The 15,142-nt window shown below is 66.4% G+C and carries 12 protein-coding genes; 10 read left to right on the top strand and 2 right to left on the bottom strand.

From position 1 onward, the window contains the following. Positions 1-242: 242 nt before the first annotated feature. Positions 243-1,244: a HAMP domain-containing sensor histidine kinase gene (locus Q0D52_RS06980; protein ID WP_294381278.1), complete on the bottom strand. Its 1,002-nt coding sequence runs from the start codon at positions 1,242-1,244 to the stop codon at positions 243-245. Positions 1,245-1,303: 59 nt separating this feature from the next. Further along, a complete protein-coding gene (locus Q0D52_RS06975) occupies positions 1,304-1,999 on the bottom strand; it encodes a response regulator transcription factor (protein ID WP_294381277.1) in 696 nt (231 codons plus the stop codon). A gap of 402 nt (positions 2,000-2,401) precedes the next feature. On the opposite strand from Q0D52_RS06975, the gene Q0D52_RS06970 reads away from it, so the two are divergent. From Q0D52_RS06970 to Q0D52_RS06925, 10 genes are all read left to right on the top strand, one after another. Further along, a complete protein-coding gene (locus Q0D52_RS06970; protein WP_294361784.1) occupies positions 2,402-3,208 on the top strand; it encodes a type III pantothenate kinase in 807 nt (268 codons plus the stop codon). A 336-nt stretch (positions 3,209-3,544) separates the two neighbouring features. After that, positions 3,545-5,233, top strand: coding sequence for a formate--tetrahydrofolate ligase (locus Q0D52_RS06965; protein ID WP_294381276.1), 1,689 nt, complete (start codon positions 3,545-3,547; stop codon positions 5,231-5,233). A gap of 204 nt (positions 5,234-5,437) precedes the next feature. After that, entirely contained in the window at positions 5,438-6,049 is a 612-nt protein-coding gene (locus tag Q0D52_RS06960) for a cyclodeaminase/cyclohydrolase family protein (RefSeq protein ID WP_294381274.1), read from the top strand. 36 nt (positions 6,050-6,085) lie between these two features. After that, on the top strand, positions 6,086-6,952 hold the full coding sequence (locus Q0D52_RS06955) for a bifunctional 5,10-methylenetetrahydrofolate dehydrogenase/5,10-methenyltetrahydrofolate cyclohydrolase (protein WP_294381272.1): 867 nt from the start codon (positions 6,086-6,088) through the stop codon (positions 6,950-6,952). A 100-nt stretch (positions 6,953-7,052) separates the two neighbouring features. Further along, positions 7,053-7,667 carry a tRNA (adenosine(37)-N6)-threonylcarbamoyltransferase complex ATPase subunit type 1 TsaE gene (gene tsaE, locus Q0D52_RS06950; RefSeq protein WP_294381270.1) on the top strand — a complete coding sequence of 205 codons (615 nt, stop codon included), beginning with the start codon at positions 7,053-7,055 and terminating at the stop codon, positions 7,665-7,667. Between the two features lie 107 nt (positions 7,668-7,774). Next, complete coding sequence (tsaD, locus tag Q0D52_RS06945; protein WP_294381268.1) at positions 7,775-10,354, top strand: tRNA (adenosine(37)-N6)-threonylcarbamoyltransferase complex transferase subunit TsaD; 2,580 nt, start codon at positions 7,775-7,777, stop codon at positions 10,352-10,354. 155 nt (positions 10,355-10,509) lie between these two features. Next, positions 10,510-11,253 carry a class I SAM-dependent methyltransferase gene (locus Q0D52_RS06940; protein ID WP_294381267.1) on the top strand — a complete coding sequence of 248 codons (744 nt, stop codon included), beginning with the start codon at positions 10,510-10,512 and terminating at the stop codon, positions 11,251-11,253. A gap of 184 nt (positions 11,254-11,437) precedes the next feature. Beyond that, the gene (locus Q0D52_RS06935) at positions 11,438-12,271 is read left to right on the top strand and encodes a polyphosphate polymerase domain-containing protein (protein WP_294381266.1); all 834 of its coding nucleotides are present in this window, start codon (positions 11,438-11,440) and stop codon (positions 12,269-12,271) included. After that, positions 12,264-12,959 (top strand): DUF4956 domain-containing protein, encoded by a 696-nt coding sequence (locus tag Q0D52_RS06930; protein WP_294381265.1) that lies wholly within the window; start codon positions 12,264-12,266, stop codon positions 12,957-12,959. Before Q0D52_RS06935 ends, Q0D52_RS06930 begins: the two co-directional genes overlap by 8 nt. Then, positions 12,960-15,113, top strand: a complete 2,154-nt coding sequence (locus tag Q0D52_RS06925) for a carbohydrate-binding domain-containing protein (protein ID WP_294381263.1) — start codon at positions 12,960-12,962, stop codon at positions 15,111-15,113. Positions 15,114-15,142: the final 29 nt, after the last annotated feature.

Genomic DNA, 15,142 nt, shown 5'->3' with positions numbered 1-15,142 from the left:
GCCTCGGAAGTGATGCGTGTCGATTGCGTTCGAGTATAGCATCGCATGCGTTGGCCCCTGCGAATCCCCACGTCATAGCCCTTGCCTGCACTGGAATCGATGCGCAGGTGAATCAAATGCCTGGGGGCTTGGGGACGCTTCAGCCGGCGGAAGCGGCAAGCGCATGTGACGGATGGGCTGGGACCGCCTGCGGAAGCGGCCCGCTTGTTTGCCGGCTATCGGCTTAATGAGCAGGGCTGTCCTTAGATGGCCTTGGTCTTCCCATGGGGCTTCTTCACCGAGATGTCGGCGGGGATGGAGGGGATGGCGATCATGAAGCACGCCCCGCCCTCGGGGAGGTTGACGGCCTCGACGGTGCCGTCATGCGCCTCGGCGATGGATTTCACGATGGCAAGGCCTAGGCCCGTGCCGCCCGTGCCGCGCGTTCGGCTGGCGTCGGTGCGGTAGAAGCGGTCGAACAGCAGCTTCGGGTCGACATCGCCGAAGCCGCAGCCATCGTCCTTCACGGCGATGATGGAGTTGCCGTTCATGCCGAACAGCTCGACTCTGATATGCCCGCCGGGCTTGATGAAGCGGCTGGCGTTCTCGACCAGGTTGGTGACGGCCTGTCGCAAGCTGTCGGGATTGCCCAGCACATCGGGCGCCTCGCCCGAGACCTTCGTGTTCGCCTGGCGGTCGTGCAGGATGGGCGACAACGCGTCGACCACGCTGTTCGCCAGATCGTGCAGGTTCACGCGCTGCATGGTTTCAGGGATGGGCGAGCTTTCTATGCGCTGCAAGGTGAGCAGGTCGTGCGTCAAGCGGCTGAGGCGCTCGCTCTCGTTCACGATGATGTCGCAGAACTTATCGTGCAGCGAGGGCGGCAGGTCGGGGTCGGCGAGCATCTCGGCGTTGCCGCGGATGGCGGTCAGCGGCGTGCGCAGCTCGTGCGCGACGTCGCTGATGAATTCGTTTTGACGGCGTTCCTTGATGGCCAGGTCGTGCTGCTGCTGGGTGGTGGTTTGCACAAGGCGCTTGAAATCGCTGGTCAGCAGGTCGGCCTCGTACATGCGGCCGTCGGGCTCGAACGTGACGGGGGCGCCGTTGCGGAACGCCGCCGTCTTCTTCGCCAGGTCGCTGAGCGGCTCGGACAGGAAGTGCCCGATAAGCAGGCTGATGCAGAAGATGACCACGCCTATGGGGATCAGCGTCAGCAGGATCGCTATGGAGGCGTCGTACACGAGCATGCACACGACGGCCGTCACCACCGCTGCGAGCAGGCTGAGCAGCGTGGCCAGGAGCGCGAAATATGTCTGCAGCCGTTTTATAGCTTGAACCTATATCCGTAACCGCGAACTGTTTCAACAAGACCGGGATCGTATCCGGCTTGCTCGATCTTATCACGCAGGCGCTTGATGTGGGTGTCCACGGTTTTGGTTTCCGTAAGGTATTCCCAGCCCCAGGCGTCGCGCAGCAGCTCCTCGCGCGAGACCACCTTGCCCGCGTTCTTCATGAGGCACGCCATCAGCTCGAACTCGCGGGGCGTCAGGTCGATGTCGCCGGCCGGGCCGGTGGCGGTGTGCGCGTCCTCGTCGAGCGTGATGCCGCTGGCGGTGATGGCGTGGCTGTTCGCCGTGAGCTCGTTGCCCTGGCTGCGGCGCAGCAGCGCGCGGACGCGGGCGATGAGCTCGCGCACGCCGAAGGGCTTGGCCAGGTAGTCGTCGCCGCCGATCTCGAGCCCCACCACCTTGTCCAGCTCGGTGTCGCGCGCCGAGAGGAACAGCACGGGCGCGGACGTTTTGGTGCGCAGGCGGCGGCACAGCTCGTAGCCGTCCATGCCGGGTAGCATGATGTCCAGGACGAACAGGTCGTAGTCGTTTTCCTGGGCCATTGCAAGCGCGTCCTCGCCGTTGTCCACGACGTCGGGCTGGAAGCCCTCCTTCTTCAGGGCGTATCCGACGAACTCCGTGATGGAGGGCTCGTCGTCCACGACCAGGATGCGCGAAGGCGTTTCGTTCATGATGGGCCTCTTCTTTCCATTGCGAAAGCTGCTTGTGCGGTACGCGGGGCGCAGGATGCCGAGCGCCCCGCGCCGCAGGAAGGCAGCCGTTCCGTGTTCTTGCGACAACTATACCCGCATCGGCGCGACAAGTGGCCTTCCCGTCAAAAACACGTTACCTCCCCGGGGCAAAACGGCCCGGTTCGGACACCTCGGGGACGTAGCGCTATCCGTCCGGCCGACATGGCGGCCGGACGATCCCGTTCCCGAACGCTCGGCGCGGGTGCATGCCGGGTATGATTCCGGAAGCTTCCCGCATGTTCGCGAACCGCATCGCAGCCTGCTGTTATACTGATGCACGGAAAAATCGACCCCGTTGCGATGCATTGCGGCGGGGAACCTGAGAACGAGGGGAGCGGCGCCATGCTGCTGGCAATAGACGTGGGAAACACCCAGACCGTGTTGGGCGTGTACGAGGACAAGAAGCTGCGCTTCCGCTGGCGCGTGGCCACGAACAAGCTGCACACGTGCGACGAGCTGCGCGTGAAGCTCATCCCGCTGCTCAGCTCCGAGGGCGTGTCGTTCGAGGACATCAGCGGCGTGGCGCTGGCGTCGGTCGTCCCGGCGCTCACCGACGCGTGGCAGCAGGCGACCAAGCAGATGATCGGCGTGCGCGCGGTGGTGTGCACCGCCGAGAACGCCGCCGGGCTGTTCGATGCCGGCGATTACCCCAACCCCCGCGAGATCGGCGCCGACCGCATCGCCGACTGCGTGGCGGCCCACAAGCTGTACGGGGCGCCCGTGGTCGTGGTCGATTTCGGCACCGCCACCAATATGGAGGTGATCGACGGGAAGGGCACGTTCGCCGGCGGCGTCATCGCCCCCGGCGTGGACACCAGCGCCCGCGCGCTGTTCAGCCATGCCACCAAGCTGGGAGCCATCGACCTGGTCAACCCCCACACCTCCATCGGCCGCAACACCGCGCAGGCCATGCAGGTGGGCATCGTCTACGGCGAGGCCGATCGCGTCGACGGCCTGGTCAACCGCATGTTCGAGCAGCTCGGCTACAAGGCGGCCGTCGTGGCCACCGGCGGATTGGCCCGCCGCGTGGCGCCGCTTTCGCGCACCATCACGCATGTGAACCAGGACCTGACGCTCGAGGGCCTGCGCCTGGTCTACGACAACTTCATGGAAAACGACACCACCGGCTTGTACGGCCGTCCCGACTAAGACTTGGGCTAAGGCGCGCTTGCGCCCCGGGCCGTTGGCGGCGTCCGCCGGCCCCGGGGCGCGTTCGCCGGTCGCCGCGCGGCTTGCGTGCGGTCCTCTGTCGGCGTTTCGCGCCCCCGTTGCGCCTTGGAAACCCCCTGCAAGGCGCTTTCCCGCGCCTGCTTCTCCATAATTGCAACAAATTTGACCGCATTTTCGCCGTTGCCTTGAAATCTAGGTTTCTTAACGGTTGCGGTTCGATGGCGGGCAAGGCCCGCCGCTACAATGGCACCTACGTTCATGCGCCTCGCAAAGGGACGGGGCGCGTCCGCATCCAGACGAGAGAGAGGCCCCGACGTGTTGACCGACATCGAAATCGCCCAGGCAGCGACTCCGCAACCCATCAGCGCCATCGCGCAGAAGGCGGGTGTGCCCGAGCAGTACCTGGAGCAGTACGGAACCACGAAGGCTAAGGTGGACTACAACCTGCTGCGCGATCAGGAGCACGCGCCGGGCAAGCTGGTGCTCGTGACGGCCATCAACCCCACGCCGGCCGGAGAGGGCAAGACCACTACCACGGTGGGCCTGGCCGACGCGCTGCAGAAGCGCGGCAAGAACCCCGTCGTGGCGCTGCGCGAGCCCAGCCTGGGCCCTGTGTTCGGCATCAAGGGCGGTGCCGCGGGCGGCGGATACGCCCAGGTCATCCCCATGGAGGACATCAACCTGCACTTCACCGGCGACTTCCACGCCATCGGTGCTGCCAACAACCTGCTCGCGGCGCTGCTCGACGCCCACATCCATAACGGCAACGAGCTGGGCATCGACGTCCGCAAGATCACGTGGAAGCGCGTGGTGGACATGAACGACCGCCAGCTGCGCAACATCGTGTGCGGCCTGGGCGGCAGGGCCAACGGCGTGCCGCGCGAGGACGGCTTCGATATCACCGTGGCCAGCGAGATCATGGCCATCTTCTGCCTGGCCACCAGCATCACCGACCTGAAGGAGCGCCTTGGCCGCATCGTGGTCGGCTACACCTTCGACGACCAGCCCGTCACCGCGCATGACCTGCACGCCGAGGGCGCCATGGCCGCGCTGCTCAAGGACGCGCTCAAGCCCAACCTCGTGCAGACGCTCGAGGGCACGCCGGCGTTCGTGCACGGCGGCCCCTTCGCCAACATCGCGCACGGCTGCAACTCCATCATGGCCACGCAGATGGCGCGCGCGCTGGGCGACTACTGCATCACCGAGGCCGGCTTCGGTGCCGACCTGGGCGCGGAGAAGTTCCTGGACATCAAGTGCCGTCTGACCGGCCTGAAGCCCGACGCCGTCGTCGTGGTGGCAACGGTCCGCGCGCTCAAGAACCACGGCGGCGTGGCCAAGGACGCGCTCAACGAGGAGAACCTGCAGGCGCTCGAGGCCGGTCTGCCCAACCTGCTGCAGCACGTGGAGAACATCACGAACGTGTACAACCTGCCGTGCGTGGTGGCCATCAACCGCTTCCCCACCGACACCGAGGCCGAGCTGAAGCTCGTCGAGGACAAGTGCCGCGAGCTGGGCGTGAACGTGGCCCTGTCCGAGGTGTGGGCCAAGGGCGGCGAGGGCGGCCTGGCGCTGGCCGACGAGGTCGTGCGCCTGTGCGAGAACGGCGATGAGGCCGGCCGCAGCGCCGACACGTTCCAGTTCTCCTACGGCGATGACCTGAGCCTGCGCGAGAAGATCGAGGCCGTTGCCAAGAACGTTTACCGCGCCGACGGCGTCAACTTCGAGGCCAAGGCGGCCAAGGAGCTGGCGAAGCTGGAGAAGCTCGGCTTCGGCGACATGCCCGTGTGCATGGCCAAGACCCAGTACAGCTTCAGCGACGATCAGACGAAGCTGGGCGCGCCGCGCGGCTTCCGCATCACCGTGCGCGACGTCAAGGTCAGCGCCGGCGCCGGCTTCGTGGTGGCGCTCACCGGCAACATCATGACCATGCCGGGCCTGGGGAAGAGCCCCGCGGCCTTCAAGATCGACGTCGACGAGACCGGTAAGATCACGGGGCTGTTCTAGTCCCGGACGCTGAGCGACTGGGTGGTGTCCAGTCGCTCAGACAGTCCTGCTTTGGCAAAAGCCCCACTGGGGCTTTTGCGTCGTGCGGAACTCGCTTTGTGGACACCACCCAGCCACTCAGCTGGGTAAACTGCTCGTAGGGTTGCTGGGCCTCGGCGTCGAGCTTGCAGACCGCTTGTGCGGTTGATGATGGAAAGGAAGCGTATGGATACTTCGTTCGTCGAGGAGCTTGCCTCGGCGGCCCCCACGCCGGGCGGCGGCGGGGCCTCGGCATATTGCGGCGCGCTGGCCTGCGCGCTGGCGTCCATGGTGGGCAACCTGACCGTGGGCAAGAAGACGTATGCCCAGGTGGAACCCGAAGTGTACATGCGCTTGGAGAAGCTGGCGGACCTGCGCGGGCGCCTGCTCGAGCTGGTGGGCGCCGACGCCGAGGCTTTCGGCCCGCTGGCGACGGCCTACCGCATGCCCAAGGACACCCCCGAGCAGCTTGCGGCGAAGCAGGCCGCCGTCCAGGATGCCCTCATCGGCGCCACCGAGGTGCCGCTGGATATCATGCGCACGGCCGCTGCGTGCGTGGAGCATGCCGATTTCCTGGCGCGCAACGGCAGCCGCATGGCCTGCAGCGATGCGGGCGTTTCGGTGGCGTTCGCCCGAGCCGCGGTGGACGGCGCCAGCCTGAACGTGTACATTAACGCGGCGTCCATCGACGACGCCGAACGCGCCGCACGCTACCGCGACGAGGCCGACCGGCTCGTCGCGCAGACGCGCGAGCGCTGCGATGCGGTGTTCGCGTTCGTGAAGGATGCGGTCTCGTAAACGGCCTGCAGGCCGATAGATGAAGGTGGAGAAAACGTGGCAGAGTTGTTGAAGGGCAAGCCGGTCGTCGACCGCATGGCAGAGGATATGCGGGGGCGCATCGCTGCGCTCGAGGAGCAGGGCGTGAAACCCACGCTGGCGCTGGTGCGCCTGGGGCAGCGTCCCGATGACCTCTCGTACGAGCGCACGGCGGTCAAACGAGCCGCTGGCCTGGGCATTCACACCAAGCCCTACGTGCTCGACGAGTTCGCGCCCGAGGCCGCGCTCAAGGCCACGCTGCAATCCATCAACTATGACAAGACGGTGCACGGCTGCTTGATGTTCCGTCCCCTGCCCACGTTCATGGACGAGAAGGCCATGTGCAACACGCTGTCCGCGGCGAAGGACGTCGACGGCATCTCGCTGGCATCGCTTGCGGCGGTGTTCACCGATGCGCCGGACGGCTTCCCCCCTTGCACCGCGGCGGCGTGCGTCGCCATCTTGGAGCACTACAAGGTGCCCATCGCCGGCAAGCACGTGGTGGTCATCGGCCGCAGCCTGGTGGTCGGCAAGCCCGTTTCCATGATGCTGCTGCGCCGCAACGCCAGCGTCACCATCTGCCATAGCCGCACCGAGAACCTGCAGGAGATCAGCCGCTCGGCCGATATCGTCATCTGCGCCACGGGCCGCGCCCGCGCGTACGGCCGCGAGTACTTCCGCCCGGGTCAGACGGTGCTAGACGTGGGCATCAACTTCGACGTGCACGGCAAGCTGTGCGGCGACGTGGACTTCGACGAGGTGGAGCCCATCGTGGACGCCATCACCCCGGTTCCCGGCGGCGTGGGCACCGTCACCACCAGCATGACCATGCAGCATACCGTGGCCGCCGCCGAGGCCCAGCTGAAGGAAAGCCTGAAAGGCTAGCCGAGCGCCCGCCCTTGCGGCGGGCGTTTTCCCCTGCTTATCCGCCGTTTTCGTGCGCGGGATGCATGTTGCCGCCTATTGGCGTATGATGTGCTGCATTATGGCTAACGGACTGACATACGCACGTAAAACCGCGTCCACGGAGGCGACGAAGCAGCTGGCGGAAACGCTGGCTCCGTACCTGCATCCGGGCGACGTGGTGGTGCTTTCGGGCGATTTGGGCGCCGGCAAAACCCAATTTGTGCAAGGCGTGGCCGCTGGCCTGGGCATTTCCGCCCAGGTTACCAGCCCTACGTTCAACATCCTGCTGGAGTACCACCAGGGGCGTATCCCGTTGTACCACTTCGACCTGTATCGCCTTGACGAGCAGGATGAGCTCGAGGACACGGGCTATTACGACACCATCGACGCCGACGGCGTGTCGTTCATCGAGTGGGGCGAGAAGTTCCCCGGCGCGTTGCCGTACGGCTACCTGGAGGTTCGTATCCTGGTGGCGGAGGACGGCGGCCGTCGCGTGCTTGCGCATGCGCTGGGAAACCGTGCCCGCCAGCTGCTCACCGTGTGGGCCAACGACTCGAAGGCGCGTCTGTCGAAGACCACGGCCAGCGCCGGCGGCTTCATCGTGCCGGGAGGCGCCCCTATGAACACGGGCTCTATCCCGCCGATTAAGGTCGCGGAGGGCAAATCCGCCGTTTCGCCTGCTGAAACGATGTAATCGTCCGCTGCCGCGCCTGAGGCGGCCCGATGGACGCCGCACGGCAAGCGGCGTCTTGCGGCGAAACCGGCCATATAGGAACCATATTCGAAAGCAAGGGGAGCACTGTGCCTGAAACCGCATATGCGTTGGCGTTCGATACGGCGAACGAGGTGATCTCCATCGGGCTGGGCCGTTTGAACGCCGCGGCATGCGCGGTGGAGCCGGTGGCCGCGGTGGAGGTGGCGGCGCATCGCGCGTCGAACACGCAGCTGCTCGTGCGGGTGGACGCCTTGCTGCGCGAGGCCGGCGTGGAGCGCGGCCAGCTGGCGTGCGTGTGCGTCGGCCGCGGCCCGGGGTCGTTCACGGGCGTGCGCATCGCCATGGCAACGGCCAAGGGCGCGGCGCAGGCGCTCGGCGCCGCGCTGGTGGGCGTGTCGTCTCTTGATGTGGTGGCCTGGCATGCGTGGGCCTCGGGCGTGCGCGGCCGCTTGGCCGTGGTCGCCGACGCCATGCGCAAGGAGGTCTATCCCGTCCGCTATGCGCTCGATGATGCGGGCGTGTGCCGCCTTGAGGCGGACCGCGTGGTGAAAGCCCAGGTGGCAGCCCAGGAATTGGCCGGCGAAGCATCTTCCGGCGCTGCGGCCGACGCGTTGCAGCTGACGGGCGACGGGCTTGCGAAGTACGCGGAGCTGTTCGCCCCCGCGGGCACGCTGCTGCCCGAGGAGCTGTGGGCGCCCACGGGCCGCGGGCTTTTGCTGGCGCTGCAGGACGCGTGGCGCACGGGCGCGGCCGATCCGCTGGACGCACAGCGTCACAACCCGGCGTTCTTGCTGCCGGTGTACACGCGCCTGTCCGACGCCGAGGAGAACGAGCGCATCCGCCTGGCGAAGAACGACCCGAAAAACCTTGCTACCGGCGTGCAGGACGCCGCGCCGCGCCGCGACCAGCGCGCCACCATGCACGACACGGCGGTGCTCAACGCCCGCCCCGACGAGCACGGCATCACGTACAAGCCGCTCGACGCTGCGCACGCCGAAGATGTTGCGGCCATGGAATCCCAGGTCATGGGCTCGGACGCATGGAATGCCGCGCTGGTGGCCGATGAGCTTCCGCGCGCCGACCGCACCTGGTGGGCGGCGTATGCAAGCGGGGAAGGCCCCGATGCGGGTTCCGCAGGTTCCGAGGGCGGCGCCTCTCCCGTGCGAGGAACCGTGCTGGTCGGCTATGCCGGCGGCATGGTGATCGACGGGCAGGTGCAGATTCTCAAGATCGGCACCGATCCGGCGTGGCGCCGCCGCGGCATCGCGCGCCAGCTCATTTCCCGCGTGGCCTCCGACGCTCGCGACCTGGGCGCCACCACGTGCTCGCTCGAGGTTCGCGCTTCCAACGCCGGCGCGCAGGCGTTCTACGAATCGCTCGGGATGCATTCCATCGGCAAGCGCCCGCATTACTACTCCGATCGCGAGGACGCCGTCATCATGGAGGGCCCGCTGCAGGGCGTTATCGGTTCCTCGGCCGTTGGCGGCGCCGCCGACGCGAAGGCGCTGCGCGCCGTCACCGAGGATGCCGGAATCCAGGAATCCCCGGTCGACGTCGCCGGCATGACGCTTCGCGTGGACGAGGCTCACGATGCGCAGAAGGCCGCTCAGCCCGCCGCGCAGCTCGAGCGCCCGCTCATCCTGGCTATCGAAAGCTCCTGCGACGAGACGGCAGCGGCCATCGTCGACGGCGAGGGCAACCTGCTTTCCGACGTGGTGGCAAGCCAGATCGACTTCCACTCCCGCTTCGGCGGCGTGGTTCCCGAGATCGCCAGCCGCAAGCATATCGAGGCCATCTGCGGCGTGTGCGACGAATGCCTGGACGTTGCGGCGCAGCGCCTTGGTATGGAGCGTCTGACCTGGGCTGACCTTGACGGCGTGGGCGTCACGTACGCGCCGGGCCTGGTGGGTGCGCTGGTGGTGGGCGTGGCGTTCGCCAAGGGCGCTGCCTGGGCCGCCGACAAGCCGCTGGTGGGTGTGAACCACCTTGAGGGCCATATGTACGCCAACAAGATCGGCGCGCCCGATTTCGCCCCTCCGGCGGTGGTTTCCCTGGTCAGCGGCGGGAACACCATGCTCGTGCACATGCGCGGCTGGGGCGATTACCGCGTGCTGGGCGCCACCATCGACGACGCGGTGGGCGAGGCGTTCGACAAGGTTGCCAAGGCGCTCGGCTTGGGTTACCCGGGCGGCCCCGTGGTGTCGGCGCAGGGTGCCAAGGGCAACCCGAAGGCCATCGAGTTCCCGCGCGCCATGATGCATTCGGGCGACATGCGCTTCAGCCTTTCAGGGCTGAAAACCGCCGTGGTCACCTACATCAACAACGAGCGCGCCGCGGGCCGCGAGCTCAACGTGCCGGACATCTGCGCCAGCTTCGAGGCCGCCGTGGTGGACGTGCAGGTGAAGAAGGCCGAGATGGCGCTGCGCGAAACGGACGCTCCCACGTTCTGCCTGGGCGGCGGCGTGGCGGCGAACCCCGTGCTGCGCGCGGCGTACGAGAAGCTGTGCAAGAAGATGCGCGTGCGCCTGGTCATGCCTCCGCTTTCCGCTTGCGGCGACAACGCCGGCATGATCGCCCTGGTGGCGCTCGACCGCTTCCGCCAAGGGAAGTTCTACGGTCTTGAAACCGACGCGCAGGCCCACGCGGACCTGGAACAGGAGTACTAACAACCGCAGCTTGCGTGTTCGCTTCATGCCGAACGCGCGGCGCGGCTGCGCGAACGGCTATACTGGAATGCTGAACGAACGGCCCGCTCAGGGCCAGCTTGATGAAACGCGTCCGGGTTCGCCGGGCGCGCACGATACGCAAGGAGCAGCACCGCATGGCCATCGATACCGCCACCGGCAAGGAAGCGCCGGCAGAGATCTCGTCCGAACGCGTGAAGGACATCTTCTCCGCCATCGCGAAGAAGTACGAGCGTTTCAACGCCATCTCCAGCTTCGGCGCATACAAAATGTGGCTGGCGGGCATGATGAAGCAGGCTCCCATCAGCGCAAACGATGATGTGCTGGACATTGCGGGCGGAACGGGCGACGTCAGCTTCACCGTGGCGCGCGCCAAGCACCCGCGCCATATCCAGTGCACCGACCTGGTGAACGAGATGCTCGACGTGGCCCGCGCGCATTACGCCGACGGCGCGGCCGACGGCGTGCCGGTGGACTTCGAGGTGGTGGACGCGCAGGACATCCCTTACGCCGACGCCAGCTACGACGCCATCACCATGGCTTACGGCATCCGCAACATGCCCGATCGCCCGCTTGCGCTGTCGGAGATGTATCGCGTGCTCAAGCCCGGCGGCAGCCTGGTGTGCCTTGAGTTCAGTACCCCGCCCAATGCTGTTTGGCGCGCGCTGTACAACTTCTACTTGAAGCACCTCATCCCGTTCTGGGGCGGCCTGATCACGGGCGATCGCGACGGCTTCGTGTACCTGTCGAAGTCCATCAAGGCGTTCCCCAACCAGCAGGGCCTGGCCCGCATGATGGAGGACGCCGGCTTCACGGACGTCACCTGGAAGAACTACACCGGCGGCATCGCCTCAGTCCACGTGGCGAAGAAGCCCGAATAACGCCGATCCCGGAAGATTGCGACCGCAACGCTCGAAAGCCCGCCGCCGGCGGGCTTTCGTGTTTCCGGCGCCGCTTTGCAGGTAGCACCGAATGTAAGGTTTCAGTCAACTTTAAGGGTGTGTTCGTAGTATCTAGCCTCGAAATGTTCCCCGAGCCTGGGCCGTGGGCCCTTGGGAGGAAACGATGGCTTCATTCACCGACACCTTTGAACGCAAAGAGGTCAAATACCGCTTAAACGCGAAGCAGCATCGCGAAGTGCTCGATGCGCTGGCGGGGCGCATGGCCGCCGACGAGTACGGCCGCACGCGCATCACCAGCCTGTACTTCGACACGCCGACGCGCGACCTAATCGCGCGCAGCCTGGAAAAACCCCTGTACAAGGAGAAGCTGCGCGTGCGCTGGTACGGGACGCCGACTTCGGGCGAGCGCGTGTATGTGGAAATCAAGAAGAAGTACGACGGCATCGTGTACAAGCGTCGCGTGGGATGCTCGCTGACGGCGGCGTACGCGTACCTGATGGGGCGCGTGCCCTACGAGAACGCCTGCGTGCAGAATCCGCTGTCCGACCAGCTGCAACAGGAAGAGGCGCTCACGCTGCACAGCATCCAGATCGCTCGCGAGATCGATGCGTTCACAGAGCGTTATCGCAATCTGCGGCCTTCCATGTACATCGTGTGCGAGCGCACGGCGTACGCCCCGGTGCCGGGTGCCGACGCCGATGAGCTGCGCATCACGTTCGACTCGGGCGTCGCGTATCGCGACGTGTTGGCGGGCGAGCGCGAGGCGGGCAGCACCTTCCATCCGCTTCTGAGCTTGGGCGAGACGATCATGGAGGTGAAGACCGCCGGCGCTTATCCGTCCTGGCTGGTCGAGGTGCTCGGCGGGTGCCAGGCGTACCCGTCGTCGTTCAGCAAGTACGGAGCCGCCTACCAGGAATGCGAGCGTCTTGCCGGCGTCCGTTTTGCTCGCGGCGCTTTCCCGTCCCTGACCTCCCGAAAGGATGATCGTTGTGCTTGATTCCGCACTCTCCTCGGTCTTCGGAACGACCGATTCCCTGGTGGCAAGCGTGTCCACCGTGCAGTTCCTGATGTGCTGCGCCGCGTCCATCGTGCTCGGCGCGGCCGTGGCCTGCATCTACATGTTCCGCCACAAGTATTCGAAGAACTTCGTGGTGACCCTGGCGCTGCTGCCGCTGATCGTGCAGATGGTGATCACCCTGGTCAACGGCAACCTTGGCGCGGGCATCGCCGTCATGGGCGTGTTCAACCTGGTGCGTTTCCGCAGCATCCCGGGCAGCGCGAAGGATATCGGCAGCGTGTTCCTTGCCATGGCCATCGGCTTGGCCACGGGCATGGGGTTCATCGCGCTGGCCGTGCTGTTCACGTTCATCGTGGGCGTGGTGAACGTGGTGTATGTGCTGTCGCCGTTCGGACGGCCGCAGCAGCCGGAGAAGATGCTCCGCGTGACGGTGCCTGAGGACCTGGAGTTCGACGGGATGTTCGACGCCGTGCTGGCGCGCTATACCGCCGAGCATGAGCTGACCGAGGTTTGCACCACGAACATGGGCAGTTTGTACCAGCTTGAGTATCGGGTGCGCCTGGCGCAGCCCGGGGTCGAGAAACGCCTGATGGACGAGGTGCGCTGCCTGAACGGGAACCTGAAGGTCAGCCTGAGCAACGCGCAGATTTCCAAGGAGGTGCTCTAAATGGGCTGGTTTGCGAACCGACGCGCCCTGGCGGCGCGCGAAGACGAGGAACAGGGCTGCGGCGCTGCGCCGGCGGTGGGTGGATCATCGGTGCCGGAGCGTACCAACGTGCGCGGGCTGACGCGCCTGGCGTGCGGCGCGATCGCCTTGCTGGCCTCGAGCGGCGCGATTGCGATGGAAGGCTGCGCGGCGGTTTCGACGGATGCGGAAAACTCGGCTGCGTCCGAGCAGGCTGCTGCGGCAAGCGCTTCCGACGCGGATTACGCGTCGTTCGAGGAGGTTGCCGCGGTGTTCGATGAAAGCGCCCTTGACCTGGACTATTCCAAGCGCGACCTGGACGCTTCCTATGACGCGTCGTCGGCGACCGTCATCACGCTGTCCGGCGATTCGGCCAGCGTGCAGGGGACGGGCGCCCAGGCGTCCGCCGACGGCGTGGTCATCTCGTCGGCGGGCACGTACGTGGTGTCGGGCGAGCTGACCGACGGGCAGCTGCTGGTCGACGCCGGCGACGATGACAAGGTGCAGCTGGTGTTGACGGGCGCGACCATTCATAACGAGGACGGCTCGGCGATCTACGTGCGCAACGCGGATAAGTGCTTCGTCACCTTGGACGCAGGGACGGAGAACAGCCTGTCCGATGGGTCGTCGTATGCGCTGGAAGATGATTCCGATGAGCCGTATGCCACGCTGTTCAGCCGCTGCGACCTGACGCTGAACGGGTCCGGGACGCTGAACGTGACGAGCGCGTATCGCCACGCGGTGTGCTCGAAGGACGATCTGGTAGTTGTATCGGGAACGTACAACATCAGCGCTGTGGAAGACGGCTTGCGCGGTCGCGATTGCGTGAAGATCCGCGATGGCATCTTCGTCATCGAAGCCGGCGGCGACGGCATCAAGTCGAACAAGGACGACAAGCCGACGAAGGGCTTCGTGAGCATCGACGGCGGCACGTTCGCCATCCAGGCGGGCGACGATGCGGTGCAGGGCAAGACGCTCGTCCGTCTTGCGGGCGGCTCGCTGACGGTGGCGGCCAACGATGACGCGTTCCATTCCGATTTGGAGATGCATCTGCTGGGCTCCGCGATAGAGGTGAGCGCCGGCGACGACGCGTTCCATGCGGAGACGAAGCTGACCGTGGACGACGGAACCGTGAACGTGACCAGCTGTTATGAGGGCTACGAAGCGGAGAAGATCTACGTCAACGGCGGCGACACGCACATCGTGGCAAGCGATGACGGCGTGAACGCCAGCGCCGCCGACCTGTCCGACGACGCGGATGCCGATACGGTCAGCAGCACGCTGCCCAACGGCGGCACGCCCGGTGCGCCCGGCCAGGGCGATGGGGCAGCGGCTCCGAACGCCGGCGGCCAGGCTCCCGCAGGTGCCCCGCAGGGTGGGCAGGCCCCGGAAGCTGTGGGCGTGCAGCAAGGCGCTCAAGCCCCTGATGCTGCTGGTGCTCAGCAGGGCGGAAGCGCGCCCGAGCTGCCGGCCGGCGATAATGCGGGCGGTGCCGCCGATCCCGGCCAGCAGGGCGGAGGCCCCGCGGCAGGCGGCGGCATGGGCCAGGCCGATGACGACTGTCTCATCCAGATCAACGGCGGCTACTTGGTGGTGGATTCCGTCGGCGATGCCATCGACAGCAACGGCAACGTCGAGGTGACGGGCGGTGTGCTGCTGGTCTCCGGGCCCACCAGCGACGGCGACGGCGCGTTCGACTACGACGGCAGCGCGACCGTCGCTGGCGGCACCGTGCTCATGGTGGGTTCCACGGGCATGGCGCAAAACTTCACCAGCGGCACGCAGGCCTTCGCCATGGCCTCGGCAAGCGGCGAGGCCGGCCAGAGCGTATGCGTGGTCGACGGCAGCGGCAACGTGGTGGCGTCGTTCACGGCCACCAAGCGCTTCGGCATGGTGCTGGCGTCGAGCCCGGCTTTTGCTGAAGGCGGCGAATACACCCTGGTCATCGGCGGTGAAGTGGCGAACGCCAACACCGACGGCTACACGGATTCCGGCACGGTGAGCGGCGGCAGCGAAACCGCGATCACGGCCAGCTGCACGGCGTCTGCGGGCGTTGGCGGCATGGATGGAGCCGGCGGCATGGGCACGGGCGGTCCGGCAGCGGCTGGCGGTCCTGCTGCAGGCGGCGGAAAGTAAGAGGCACGGATTCCGCAGGAGCCTCCGTC

Source organism: uncultured Senegalimassilia sp. (assembly GCF_934630535.1).
Taxonomy (GTDB): domain Bacteria; phylum Actinomycetota; class Coriobacteriia; order Coriobacteriales; family Eggerthellaceae; genus Senegalimassilia.
The sequence above is the reverse complement of the archived record's forward strand: the minus strand, read 5'-3'. Positions and strand labels throughout refer to the sequence as shown.